A 12,329-nucleotide genomic window follows, 5' to 3' on the forward strand; every position below is an offset into this window, starting at 1 on the left:
AACCCGCTCTGTGGTGAGCGGGTTAAAAATATCTGCAGGATAATGGAGAAAATTCATGCTGTAAGCAGGTAATATCAACCTTTGTTTCCTGCTTCTATTGTATTAGCTATCAGAAGGATCCTCATCAACCGTTTCGCTGACTCATAGAGGAGAGCTTCTCCGTTCTGCAGCGCTTCCTCTAGTGACATGGGGCCATCCACTATAGGCATGACAGCCTGTATGCCCTCCTGCTCAAGGGTTTCTACGCCCGGACCGATGGAACCGGCAAATGCAATCACAGGTATCACTCTTTTCCCCGCAAGGCGCCCAATTCCTACAGGTACTTTGCCGAATAGGGATTGGCCGTCAATCCGCCCTTCACCGGTTAATATGAGATCCGCCCCTGCCAGCTGCTTTTCCAGCTGGAGCATTTCGACAATCAAATCCAGTCCATTGCGAAATTCAACCTCCAGAAATGTCTTCAACAAAAATCCAATCCCACCAGCAGCACCGCTGCCGGCTTCTGCGCTCATATCCCTGCCTGCAGTCTGTGCAGCTATTACAGAAAACTGCCGCATCCCTTCTTCAAAACTTTCCAGCTGATGTCTTTTCACCCCTTTTTGTGGACCGAAGACAGCAATCGCCCCCTCTTTTCCGAGAAGCGGGTTCGTGACATCACTGGCAACGATAAATTTAATGGACGATAAGGCGGGGATTAATCCTGAGGTGTCAATGGATAAAATACGGTCCAGCCGTCCACCGATATGTGCAATTTCTTTTTTATCGTGATCAAAGAATTTCAACCCAAGTGCCTGGAATAAACCGGTGCCCGCATCAACAGTCGCGCTTCCGCCAAGACCGAGCAGAATCGTTTTTGCCCCCCGCCCGATTGCGTCTTTTATCAGCTGTCCAGTGCCATAACTCGAAGCCGTTTCCGGATCCAGTTCCCCTGGTTTCAGCAGGGGCAATCCGGAAGCAGCCGCTGTTTCGATGATGGCGGTTTTTTCCCTGTCAATCCATCCGTAGACGGCATCGATATCCCGTCCAAGCGGATCCTGGACACGGCAGCTGATTTTGTCTCCGTCTCTCCCGCGTAAAACCGCCTCCACTGTCCCTTCCCCGCCATCCGCCATGGGATATAGTGCTGTTTCGGCTTCGGGAATGATTTCATGTACTGCGCGATTTATGGCTGACGAAGCCTGCATACTGGTCATTGAACCTTTGAATGAATCAGGCGAAATAACTATTTTCATCATTGGCCTCCTGCCTGCAATAAGCGGATAAAACAATAAAAGAGAAGACTTGCCTTATGGTAAGACAAGCCTTCCCAAAATCTTTTTTCACCACATCAATAACTTTCAATTTCCCATGAATGCACAATTTCCACTGCCCCTTTTAAAGTTTGGGCAACCGGGCAGCCTCTGTCAAAAACTTTTAAAGCCCGTTCTGCAGCTTCTTCTTTGCCTGCAGGCACCTTCACATGGTAATGGCAATCGATTTTGGTGATTTTCAAAACACCTTCCGGCGCTTCGATGGTACCTTGGACGTCTGCTTTGACTTTGTCTGGTGAAGTCGGTATTTGACGCGCTTCCAGCGCGCCTGATAATGTACCGACCAGTCAGCCGCCGGCAGCCGCTACAATATGGTCCAAAGTGGAAGGATATTCAGGATCTGTTTCAACTCCGTAAAAGTCACGGACTCCGCCGTGTACCCCGAACATGAGCGGCTCTTTAAAATCGCCGATATAGGCTTCCCGGATTTTATTGGCCGTATCTTTCTGGATTATCGTTATTTTAGTCAGTTCAATAATTTCACTCACGTATATCCACCGTCCTTTTTCTTAGAATACCAATTAACGGACTATTCCGCAAATTAAAAGTGCATTTCTGAAATGTGCATCGAATTCTTAACAACCTCCAAAAAATTCAACAAATCTTTTACTTCTACTGAATTGTGGAAAGAGATCCGGATAAATTTCCGCGCCTCATCACTTTCAAATCCCATTGCGAGCATCGCAGACATCGCTTCACCTGCACCGATTTTGCAGGCAGTGCCAGTTGAAATCGCTATTTGATGCCGGTTGCATTCGAGCATCATCCACTGGCCCTCCACGTGAGGCAAAAGCAACCCCTGTATGAAAGGCGACTTATTATCGGAATTTCCGGCAAGTAAAACATCTGCGGGCAGATGTTCGGCCAAAAATGATTGAAGCATCTGCGCTTTCCTGTAACTTTCCGGCTGTTCGGCTGCCGCCAGTTTTGCGGCGATTGTGGCAGAGACAATTCCCGGGACATCGATTGTTCCTGCACGGAATCCGCCCTGATGCACGGTCCCTTCATAAACTGGCTGCCAGTGGATACTCGGATCTATGTAAACGATGCCGACACTTTTTGGTCCACCGATCTTATGTGCAGAGAAAACGGCAGAAGCAACTCCGCTGGCACTTAAATTGATCGGAATTTTTCCGAGTCCCTGAACCATATCCGAGTGGACCGGGACATTCCAGCGTTTGGCATACGCCGCACAATGTGCAACATCCTGGATGGCTCCCATCTCGGAATTGACCAGCTGCATAATGACAAGTGCCGTATCTTCATTCACCGCAAGTTCAAATGCCCCCATGTCCAGATTTCCATTCTCATCCACCGGAAGAAATTCGACATGATAGCCTTCACTTTGCAGTTCATGCAGAACAGCCAGTACCGAGGCATGTTCCAGCGGTGTTGCGATAATTTTTTTGCAATGGTCCGAACGCCCTTTTAACAAGGAACGGATTGCCAATTGATTCCCCTCAGAAGCACTTCCGGTAAAATAAAATCCTTCCGGCCGTATATCCAATAATGTACCCCAGATCCGGCGGCAGGAATCCACATATTCCGCTGCTTCCGTCCCTGCGTCATGGAGGCTTTGCGTATTGCCGAAAGCGCGTTCTGCTGTTTCCATATATGCCTGCAAGGCTTCTTTTCTCATCGGAACCGTTGCAGCAGCATCCAAATAACTTTTCATATTATCATCAAAATCCCTTCGAAAATCATTTTAGCCTTGTAATCACTGTATCTTTATGTCATTAATAGTGTCAAGACACTTGTAAAGAAGGTGTAAAGTTTTGTTTGATGTATGTATAATCGGCGGCGGAGCGGCGGGTTTGATGCTCGCTCACTCTTTGCCTTCCTCCTATAAAATTGCGGTATTAACAAAAGCTTCTCCGGAAAACGCAAATTCCAGCCTTGCTCAGGGCGGAATTGCAGCGAGCCTCCATCCTTCTGATTCTCCGGCAGCACATGCTTCAGATACGTTGACGGCGACAGCCGGACATTCCAATCCACAGCGGGTGGACATCCTGACCACCGAAGGAGCGTCCGTTCTCCGTCAGCTGATGGAAGAAGGCCTCCCCTATGACAAGGACGAAACCGGCCAACCTGCACTTGGCATCGAAGGAGCACACAGCACCCGGAGAATACTCCACTCCGGCGGCGATCAGACCGGTAAAATGCTTATGGCCTATTTAATGAAGAAAACCGAAGACAAGATCCGGTTATTTCATCATCACCAGGCGCTTGATCTTGTTATTGACCAAGGGCAATGCCGCGGAGTAGTTGCCTGTGACGAAAGCGGCAGCAGAAAAGTGATATATGCCCGGCATACTGTCCTTGCAACTGGCGGCATAGGCGCTTTATACAGCCATACATCCAATTCCCCCGTTGCGGAAGGTGACGGGCTTTCGCTTGCCTACCGGGCTGGTGCCGTATTGGAAGATCTTGAATTTGTCCAATTCCACCCCACTATTTTGACCATCGACGGCAAAGCCAAAGGACTCATTTCCGAAGCCGTCCGGGGTGAAGGTGCACTTTTGGTCAATATAGACGGAAAAGCCATCATGGAGAATATCCATCCGCTGAAAGAGCTTGCGCCTCGGGACATTGTCGCCCGTACCATCGAATGGCATTGGCAGGAAAAAGGAGCTGTATTTCTGGACGCACGCCATATCGATGGCTTCGGCCGTAAATTTCCGGCAATCCTGAAAAATTGCCTGGCTCATGGAATAGATCCTGCACTGGAAGGGATACCGGTTCGGCCGGGTGCTCATTTTCATATGGGCGGTGTTAAAACGGATGAGAATGGGGCAACTACTGTCAGGCAGCTCTATGCAATCGGTGAAATCGCATCGACGGGCGTCCACGGCGCAAACCGGCTGGCGAGCAACTCCCTGCTGGAAGCGATCGTATTCGCGAAACGGCTGGCTGACTTTTTAGTCGAACAAAGCGATGTGGGCACTGACATATCCCAAAATCAGGACCGGCGCTTGGAAACAGAAACGCTTCCTGCACCTTTCCGGATTCCCGACAGTGACTTGCTGCGGCTGAAAATGACCCATGCTGTCGGCATATTAAGAGACAAAGCGCAATTGAAAAAATTTATTGCCGACTTTCCCTTATTGCCCGTCGGCGATCTGCTCGAACTAAGCAACAGCGATATCGGCGATTACCATAGAACGACTGCCAGTTTATTGATCGCGACTGCCGCTTTTATACGGGATGAAAGCCGCGGCGCCCATTTCAGGATGGATTTACCGCACCCATCGGCAGAATGGCAAGGAAAAGTGATTGGAATTTCATTGGATGGAATAGCGATCACCGACAGAAAAATTCACAGCAAGGAGACTGTACAATGAACAGATTAGTGGCAGAAAAAGCATTGAGAGACTTTTTAATCGAAGATATCGGGGAACGGGATGCTTCTTCGGTCATTTTTAATGACAGTGATACCGGCGAAGCAATCGTCCGGGCAAAAGCTGAAGGTGTTGTTGCAGGGCTGCAGCTTTTCGAATGGGGCTACCATCTTCTGGACACTTCCATAACGGTTGAACCGCTCAAACAGGACGGCGACCGGGTGATTGCCGGTGAAGCGATTGTCCGGATTACAGGCAAAGTGGCACCTATCCTGTCGGGCGAACGTGTTTTTCTTAATCTCGTGCAGCGCATGAGCGCCATCGCAACATTGACGAGAAATTGCGTGGATGCGCTTGGTGCATCCACTACCCGCATCGTCGATACGAGAAAAACGACACCCGGCCTCCGCATGTTCGAAAAATATGCGGTAAGAGCTGGCGGCGGATTTAACCACCGCAACGGGTTATACGATGCGGTCATGCTGAAAGACAATCACATCGCGGCAGCCGGTTCCATTACGGATGCAGTAAGAAAAGTGCGTTCGGCGCATGGCCATATGATGATGGTCGAAGTTGAAGTGGAAACAGAAGAACAATTAGTGGAAGCGATTGCTGCTTTGCCTGATGTCATCATGTTCGATAACCAAACGCCTGACACGATGAAGCGTTGGACGCAGCTAGTGCCGCCTGCCATCCGTACCGAAGCATCAGGAGGAATCGATTTGAAGAAACTTGCTGATTACAAAAACACTGGTGTTGATGTCATATCCATCGGCGCATTGACACATAGCGTCAGCAATCTCGATATGAGTATGAATTTAAGCGTTTCACAAAAGGAGGCTATTATACAATGACTTCATTATTGGATGAACTTCAATTGGCCGATGCCATGCCGCCAGAATATCTGGCAGCGCCGACCAGCGAACTGCATGAACGGGCAGCCCGCGCAAGGAACATTCTTGGCGACCGATTATTTATTTTGGGCCACCATTACCAAAAAGATGAAGTGATCCGCTATGCGGACGTAACAGGAGATTCTCTCCAGCTTTCACAAATCGCCGGCAGCCAGACCGCCGACTATATATTATTCTGCGGTGTCCATTTCATGGCGGAAACTGCGGATATTCTGACCACACCTGAACAGGCAGTCATCCTACCCGACATGCGGGCAGGCTGCTCAATGGCGGATATGGCCAATATTGATCAGACCGAGCGGGCATGGCAGAAACTGCAGGAATATTTCGGTGATACGATTGTACCCCTGACTTATGTAAATTCAACCGCCGCCATCAAAGCTTTTGTCGGCAGAAATGGCGGTGCAACGGTCACTTCTTCCAATGCTGCGGAAATGGTGGAATGGGCTCTCGGACAAAAGCAGCGCATGCTGTTCCTTCCCGATCAGCACCTTGGCAGGAACACAGCCGTAAAACTTGGAATTCCATTGGAGCAAATGGCAATATGGGATCCAGTCAAACAAAAACTTGAACTGCAATGCGAACTTGAAGACGTGCAGGTAATTCTTTGGAAAGGCCATTGTTCGGTACATATGAACTTTCTGCCGAAGCATGTGGAAATCCTGCGAGACAAAGAACCAGACCGCAATATCCTCGTCCACCCTGAATGCACCTATGAAGTCGTCAGCATCTCCGATTACGCCGGTTCGACGAAATACATCATTGATATGATCGAAGCTTCTGAACCCGGTTCCAAATGGGCGATCGGCACAGAAATGAACCTGGTGAACCGTCTCATCAAGGACTATCCGGACCGTGATATCGTTTCGCTTAACCCGTATATGTGCCCTTGCCTGACGATGAACCGCATCGATTTGCCTCATCTGACATGGGCGCTCGAAGAGTTGGTGGAAGGCAGAGTAATCAACAGGATCACAGTCGATCCAAAAACCGCTGAAGAAGCGGTCATGGCTTTGGAGAAAATGCTGTAAGAAAGAAAAAACGTATGCAACGAAAAAGCCCGGCCATCATGTTTCTGATGGCCGGGCTTTTCTTTTATTTTAATAGCTCAACGCTTTTTGATAAAGCCAGGTCTTCAAGTTTCCGATCGACGGGAAATGGACGGATTCACCGGTTGCCTTGTTTTCAGCTTTGATGATCACATCAAATTCATTGGGAGTAAATGACCAGCCTTCATTCATCAGAGTACGTGTCATTTTCACAATCATGCTTGAACCTTTGATCGATTCTGAACTCATCGGTCTCAACTCCTCTTTAGGGATAAATTACACCCCTTTATTTTATTTTAAATTGAAAATAAATAAAAGTTTAATGATTTATACCTTTTTTCATCATTTTATAAACCTATATATGTTGAAGAAAGCATTTATGTTCAGCTAAGATATTCTTCTCGTTTGATGAAATTAGATTTAATTGAATGATATTTATATTATGTAAACAACTATATAAACTTAAATCTTATATAAATATGTATAACTATTTAACTTTTAAGTAAAACTGCAGCTAGATAAAAAGCAGAGGTCAAAATTGATCCCTGCTTTGCTGCTCTTTACATATTGAATCGAGGTGGGTTTCGAGTATCTTTCTCAGCTTATCTGTCTTCGCTTCTGTTCCCTGCAGCATCAAATCCATAGCTAGTCCGTCCATCATCAAATACAGACGGTCAGTTTCCAGACTCAAATCTGTTTCTTTCTTCAATAGATTAAGCATGACAAGGTTCGACATAACGGATTTTACAGCCTGATAGACGCTGTCGCGGCTTCTGTCATAGCTTTTCTGCGAATAACTCGCATTCAGCTTGAAGATCAGCCGGGCTTCCGGCGCTGAATCCCCTTCTCTTCCTTCCGGCAATAAGCCGATCAGCAGCCGCAGGATCTTTTCCCGGGGCAGCAAATCCGCCATGAACAGTTCTGAAGTTTTTTCCGCAAGGTTTGCATGCACCAGATCTTCTGTGTAAGCTAACAGCTCTTCCTGTGATGTGAAATAATAACGCAGCGCTCCCAGTGTGATTCCGGCCTCCTTCGCTATATTCCTTACTGACGCGCCTCCCATACCCTCCTTCAATAGAATTTTCCATGCGGCATGTGCGATATCCAGCTTCTTGCTTTCATGATCTATAAGTTTTGGCATACATCCATTTTATCAGAATACTTTTATTATTCAATAAATATGATACGGGTGTATTAAATAAATTCAATGCATAAAATCTAATTAATACACTTGTATCATCAAATAGTTAATAACTTCGAAGCTTTGTGGATAACCCCATTTCCCTGTGGGTTACTGGATAACTGCTTTCCACTGGGATTACGGAAATTTAAAGCCGGAGCATCCTTATCATAAATATGATCATGCTGCTGAATATAACAACCAGGAAGATTGGCATGAATAAAACACCCAAACCTTCTGCAGCTCATTTGCCATTTGGAAGCCCTGGTAAAGCAGATATCTGATTAAAAGAACCGACTCGTTTTTCAGCATATTCAGCACATTCATCATCATTTGGCCATTTCGGTATTTTCATTGCAGGCTGCTTCATCCCCCTCCCCTCTTCATTTATTTTACGGAAAAAACATCTAAAGTTTCACCAATAGAAAAACCATTCCAAAAAGATTATTGGAATGGTCGCAACACTTTTTAAAGAAGCTTTTACTGCAGATCTTTGATTTCACCCATAAATAGTATGGCCCCTGACTCAACATCTGTTATGGCCAGGAAAAAAGGTCTTTCAATTTTCATCGTGAACGGTGGCTCTGCATCTCCGGAATCCACTACAGAAATCGAAGTCGCCGCAGCTGCTTCGGTCCCTTCCTCGTTTATATCGAGGTAGGTTTTTTGGGCTATTGAAGTAACTGCTAGTTCACTGTCTCCTTCGACAATATGCGGAAAATCAGCATTTTCATTAAAAGAGCTTGGCATACCCAGCTCTTTCATTGCATCATTCAATATAATTTCATATTCCATTTCAAATTTGGGCATCAGGACTTTTCCTTGTCGACTGCTGAACTCTCCATTCCACCGTTTCCAGTTTTCTGTATTCAGCGCGTCTCTGAATTCTTTCAGACTTGAACTGCTTCTTGGCAAAAATAACTTCATATCCATTTCGCCATCCCCGTAAGGCAATGAAACCGCCTGAAAGCTGTCCGTTTCAAGGTAAGGGATTCTTTCTTCCAGTCTCATCATTTGGACAGTGCTTTTCTTATCCCCTTCTCCCATAAATGTGCTTTCCTTCGTTGTGCCTGCTTCGAATTTATATTGCCAATCACCTTTAAAATAAACTGCGTTTAAGAGAATAGCAACAATATTCGAGTCTAAAGGCTCTTCTGCCATTTTCTTTATTTTATTGTTGGTAGCATCCTGTACCCATTCATTGATTTCAACCGCCGAAGCTTTATCCGAAATGTCGATCTCCTCAATTTCCGCATTAAAGTAATCACGATTGCTGGCAGTGAATTGCTCCTGGAATTGATAAGAGTCATTCAGCCAAATGGAGTTTCCGATCCTCAGCTCTATCTTCTCTGTGTCAGAAGCAAGGATCGACATCAGCGATGCGTTCGCCTGATTCAGATTGCCCGCCTCAATTCCCTTCACTCCCAACACTTCAGCAATCTCATCTTTCGTATCACCTTCAGCACCGTTATAGAGCATGGAAAGTGCCATATAAAGGCTGACAGGAGATATAAATGGGTTGTCCCCTTCGCCTTTCCCACTGATTTCGGACAATAAATTCATGCCCATAAGGTTACTGGCATCCACTATCTCCAAATAATCATCTTCCTCGAATTCGGCATTTTTCGAAGGCTGTAAGCTGCCTGGATCAGTTGATCCTTGGGTTTGCCCACAACCCGCAAGTATTATTACAGCTAGCGAAACTGCAAACACCGTGCTCCTCTTCATATAACCATCCACCCCTTTAAGGATTAGACTGTCAATTTTGGCAAAAGTTACAGCGGCAAGCAGATTCTTTAGGAAATGAAATATCTTTGCCAACTAAAAAACCGCACCGGACACATCCGATGCGGCACCTTGCAGTATTCTATTGTTTTATTCTGATGGCTTATAAGCCTCTTTTATTGTCCTTGTCGTTAAACAAGCCTTTATTGGCATTATTGTCTTCATCGATATCCGCTTCTTCACGGCGGACAGTCTCGCTGACATGTTCTGTATCTTTGACTTTGCGTTTACCGACAACCAATTCCTCGCTGACGACATCGTCTTTGGATACATTTACGCGTTCTTCATTGACATCGACATGGATGGAGTCGTTGCCATCCAGTCCGTCTCGGCCAGTGAGGCCGGATCCGGACTCTTCGTTTACCGGACGGCGTTCCACGTAAACCTCTTCATGCTCAACAGGCACATCAATCGATTGTTCTTCTTCCACAACATGTTTCCCGACATTTACTTCACCAGTCTGCACACGTTCTTTATCAACATTCAAGCGTTCTTCATGAAGTTTGAGACTTTCTTCATCAGTGCCAGTGCCAGAGTAATTGTCGCGGCTTAGATCACTGCCTGTATCTGTACCAGTTCTGCTTCCTGTGCCATACGTCCCTGACGAGCCAGCGAAATCCTGGTCAACGTATAAAAGGATACGGCCATTTTCAACCTGGCTGCTGTAATCCGTATCGCGCGTGTTATCATCGCTGACATTGCGATATGAGCTTCTTTCCGTATCGTCGCTGGAGAATAGATTGGTGAATTTATCTTTCCAATTACTGTCTTTATCACCGGAAGTGATATTTGTTCTTGTTTTGTCCTGAAGAGTATCGATATTCGCGCCGTCTTTGGCGACAACATACATATCCTCTTCACGGTAACCTTGTTCTTTCAGTTGTTCAATTTTCTTGAAGACTTGCGCCTGCAGTTCAAATGTTCCTACCAATTTGTCGTTGTTGTTATTATTATTGTTCACCATCATAAAACCTCCAATTAAATTGATGTGTCTTCTTTCTGATGAATCTAGTATTTGTGTACCCTTTGGCATTCCTGATAAACATCCAGGCCGCACGAGGCCCTCTCTTATAAGGTTTCTGCAGAATCTTACTTTCTAGTACTGCCGTTCGGCGGCAGGTCACTGTCATCAATATCAACTTCTTCACGGCGGACAGTTTCGGAGATGTGCTCGGTTTCGTTTATTTTCCGTTTAGTTACCACAATCTCTTCTGTTACCACTTCTTTTTTCGTTACAACCAGCCGTTCCTCAACAACCGGTATATGAAGTTCATCCCCTACCTGATAGGGCTCTCTTCTAATTTCCTCATCCGGGTTTCCGTTATCCGCAACCGGCCGTCTTTCCACCACGACGTCATCCCGTTCAACCGGAACATCCATATGCTGCTGTTCTTCCACTATCCGTTTATTGACATTAATTTCTCCGGTCTGCACACGCTCTTTATGAACTTGCAGTTGTTCTTCATGCAATAATAAGCTTTCTTCATCTGTACCCGACAGCTTTCTGCGCCGTTCTGTCCGGCTCATTTTTGGAGTTTCTGCGTATTCTCCGGCAGAGTTGTTTGAAACTCCCGCTGCAGAAATTCCTGCATCCCTATCTGATTCGTCATAAACTTCGTCGTCCGCAAACAGAAAGATTTCACCGTTTTCAATGCGGCGGTTAAAATCTTCAGCCTCTTCGCTGCTGAAGCCCATTTCTTCAAAGACATTCCTTAACGAATGGTTGCCTGAAAACATTTCTTTGAACTTATCGATCCATTCTCCGTCCTGTTCCGTACTGAAATGGACTTCCGAGTAAGATCGCAAGGCATTTATCTGTTCATTGTCTTTCGCAATAACATACATATTGTCTGATGGATAACCCTCATTTTTCAATTCTTCTATTTTTTCTTGAACCTCCATTTGGCCGCCAAAAAAACCGAATAGCTTATTGCCTTTTTTATCCATTGAGTAATTACCTCCAACAATCGATTTTTACTGCATATACCCGTATAGATTCACTACCCTTTGCCATTTCAATCAAAACTACTGTAAGTTGTCCGCACAATCAAAAAAGCCTTCCCGACTAAGGGAAGGCTTCGTTCAGCATCACTATTTCTTTGCCCGTGACTTGTAATCTTTCTCAATATCTTTCTTCCAATCGCGGTCGAGGGATTTTCCGGTACGGAATGAAGCCACAGCTTCGGACAGGACCTGGTAGTTCAGCTGCGTCCCTTCCGCATCTGCATGATATTCCACAGCGAATTCTTCTCCCACGCCGAATTGCTGCGCGGTGGCGACGGCATCGATATTGGCTCCAAGAAAAATGAATTCCCAGTTGAATTTCTGTTTTTGCCTGCCAATCATTTCAAGGATTTTTTTATAATTGTATTCGCAGCTCGCGTTCTCCATCCCGTCAGTCGTTATTACGAACATCACTTTGTCCGCCCGCTCCTCTTCAGAAGTCCGTTTTTGTGCATTCCCTATTTTTTGGATAGAAGAGCCGATGGCGTCCAGAAGCGCCGTTGTACCGCCCACTTCATAGTCCTCTTCAGTCAGAGGAGAAATCCCTTTCAGGTTGATGCGGTCATGAAGCAATTCATAGGACTGATTAAACAGCACCGTTGTGACGCGGACATCACCTTCCAGTTTGCGCTGCTTTTCAATCAAAGCATTAAATCCGCCAATAGTGTCTTTTTCCAGTCCAGCCATCGAACCGCTCTTGTCGAGTATGAACACCAATTCCGTCATTTCATTCTTCATTTTAAATTCCT

Annotated in this window: 14 protein-coding genes; 3 read left to right on the top strand and 11 right to left on the bottom strand. The window is 46.0% G+C overall.

Annotation, left to right across the window (positions count from 1 at the left end; all coding sequences use genetic code 11):
* Positions 1-74 precede the first annotated feature (74 nt).
* The 4 genes from DP120_RS04905 to DP120_RS04920 all read right to left on the bottom strand — a co-directional run bounded on the left by DP120_RS04905 (position 75) and on the right by DP120_RS04920 (position 2,985).
* Positions 75-1,232 (bottom strand): glycerate kinase, encoded by a 1,158-nt coding sequence (locus DP120_RS04905; protein ID WP_240611973.1) that lies wholly within the window; start codon positions 1,230-1,232, stop codon positions 75-77.
* Between the two features lie 95 nt (positions 1,233-1,327).
* Positions 1,328-1,597 carry an OsmC family protein gene (locus DP120_RS04910; RefSeq protein ID WP_112222448.1) on the bottom strand — a complete coding sequence of 90 codons (270 nt, stop codon included), beginning with the start codon at positions 1,595-1,597 and terminating at the stop codon, positions 1,328-1,330.
* Positions 1,598-1,798, bottom strand: a complete 201-nt coding sequence (locus tag DP120_RS04915; protein ID WP_112222450.1) for a hypothetical protein — start codon at positions 1,796-1,798, stop codon at positions 1,598-1,600.
* Between the two features lie 53 nt (positions 1,799-1,851).
* The gene (locus DP120_RS04920; RefSeq protein WP_112222452.1) at positions 1,852-2,985 is read right to left on the bottom strand and encodes an IscS subfamily cysteine desulfurase; all 1,134 of its coding nucleotides are present in this window, start codon (positions 2,983-2,985) and stop codon (positions 1,852-1,854) included.
* A gap of 100 nt (positions 2,986-3,085) precedes the next feature.
* Here DP120_RS04920 and nadB point away from each other — a divergent pair, with 100 nt between their 5' ends.
* Genes nadB through nadA form a run of 3 tightly spaced genes read left to right on the top strand, consistent with a single transcriptional unit; the run spans position 3,086 to position 6,593 of the window.
* Positions 3,086-4,651: an L-aspartate oxidase gene (gene nadB / locus DP120_RS04925; RefSeq protein WP_112222454.1), complete on the top strand. Its 1,566-nt coding sequence runs from the start codon at positions 3,086-3,088 to the stop codon at positions 4,649-4,651.
* Positions 4,648-5,502, top strand: a complete 855-nt coding sequence (gene nadC / locus DP120_RS04930; protein ID WP_112222456.1) for a carboxylating nicotinate-nucleotide diphosphorylase — start codon at positions 4,648-4,650, stop codon at positions 5,500-5,502. The genes nadB and nadC overlap by 4 nt, the downstream gene beginning before the upstream one ends.
* Positions 5,499-6,593, top strand: a complete 1,095-nt coding sequence (gene nadA / locus DP120_RS04935) for a quinolinate synthase NadA (RefSeq protein WP_112222458.1) — start codon at positions 5,499-5,501, stop codon at positions 6,591-6,593. The genes nadC and nadA overlap by 4 nt, the downstream gene beginning before the upstream one ends.
* 69 nt (positions 6,594-6,662) lie before the next feature.
* Here nadA and DP120_RS04940 read toward each other — a convergent pair whose 3' ends face one another.
* From DP120_RS04940 to DP120_RS04965, 7 genes are all read right to left on the bottom strand, one after another.
* Complete coding sequence (locus tag DP120_RS04940; RefSeq protein WP_112222460.1) at positions 6,663-6,860, bottom strand: hypothetical protein; 198 nt, start codon at positions 6,858-6,860, stop codon at positions 6,663-6,665.
* 283 nt (positions 6,861-7,143) lie between these two features.
* Positions 7,144-7,752, bottom strand: coding sequence for a TetR/AcrR family transcriptional regulator (locus DP120_RS04945; protein ID WP_112222462.1), 609 nt, complete (start codon positions 7,750-7,752; stop codon positions 7,144-7,146).
* Positions 7,753-8,035: 283 nt separating this feature from the next.
* The gene (locus tag DP120_RS18765) at positions 8,036-8,161 is read right to left on the bottom strand and encodes a hypothetical protein (protein ID WP_276310394.1); all 126 of its coding nucleotides are present in this window, start codon (positions 8,159-8,161) and stop codon (positions 8,036-8,038) included.
* A gap of 110 nt (positions 8,162-8,271) precedes the next feature.
* Entirely contained in the window at positions 8,272-9,519 is a 1,248-nt protein-coding gene (locus tag DP120_RS04950; RefSeq protein ID WP_112222464.1) for a serpin family protein, read from the bottom strand.
* Between the two features lie 160 nt (positions 9,520-9,679).
* Positions 9,680-10,540, bottom strand: a complete 861-nt coding sequence (locus tag DP120_RS04955; RefSeq protein ID WP_112222466.1) for a YsnF/AvaK domain-containing protein — start codon at positions 10,538-10,540, stop codon at positions 9,680-9,682.
* Between the two features lie 125 nt (positions 10,541-10,665).
* Positions 10,666-11,523, bottom strand: a complete 858-nt coding sequence (locus DP120_RS04960; protein WP_112222468.1) for a YsnF/AvaK domain-containing protein — start codon at positions 11,521-11,523, stop codon at positions 10,666-10,668.
* Between the two features lie 144 nt (positions 11,524-11,667).
* Entirely contained in the window at positions 11,668-12,318 is a 651-nt protein-coding gene (locus DP120_RS04965; RefSeq protein ID WP_112222470.1) for a vWA domain-containing protein, read from the bottom strand.
* Positions 12,319-12,329 lie beyond the last annotated feature (11 nt).

This window comes from Planococcus halotolerans (genome assembly GCF_003289955.1).
GTDB lineage: Bacteria > Bacillota > Bacilli > Bacillales_A > Planococcaceae > Planococcus > Planococcus halotolerans.

Bases quoted from the DNA above. Each gene is read 5' to 3' on its own strand.
- DP120_RS04945 (WP_112222462.1), bottom strand. From the start codon at position 7,752: ATGCCAAAACTTATAGATCATGAAAGCAAGAAGCTGGATATCGCACAT.
- nadC (WP_112222456.1), top strand. From the start codon at position 4,648: ATGAACAGATTAGTGGCAGAAAAAGCATTGAGAGACTTTTTAATCGAA.
- DP120_RS04950 (WP_112222464.1), bottom strand. From the start codon at position 9,519: ATGAAGAGGAGCACGGTGTTTGCAGTTTCGCTAGCTGTAATAATACTT.
- DP120_RS04960 (WP_112222468.1), bottom strand. From the start codon at position 11,523: ATGGATAAAAAAGGCAATAAGCTATTCGGTTTTTTTGGCGGCCAAATG.
- DP120_RS04940 (WP_112222460.1), bottom strand. From the start codon at position 6,860: ATGAGTTCAGAATCGATCAAAGGTTCAAGCATGATTGTGAAAATGACA.
- DP120_RS18765 (WP_276310394.1), bottom strand. From the start codon at position 8,161: ATGAAGCAGCCTGCAATGAAAATACCGAAATGGCCAAATGATGATGAA.
- DP120_RS04920 (WP_112222452.1), bottom strand. From the start codon at position 2,985: ATGAAAAGTTATTTGGATGCTGCTGCAACGGTTCCGATGAGAAAAGAA.
- DP120_RS04955 (WP_112222466.1), bottom strand. From the start codon at position 10,540: ATGGTGAACAATAATAATAACAACAACGACAAATTGGTAGGAACATTT.
- nadA (WP_112222458.1), top strand. From the start codon at position 5,499: ATGACTTCATTATTGGATGAACTTCAATTGGCCGATGCCATGCCGCCA.
- DP120_RS04905 (WP_240611973.1), bottom strand. From the start codon at position 1,232: ATGAAAATAGTTATTTCGCCTGATTCATTCAAAGGTTCAATGACCAGT.
- DP120_RS04965 (WP_112222470.1), bottom strand. From the start codon at position 12,318: ATGAAGAATGAAATGACGGAATTGGTGTTCATACTCGACAAGAGCGGT.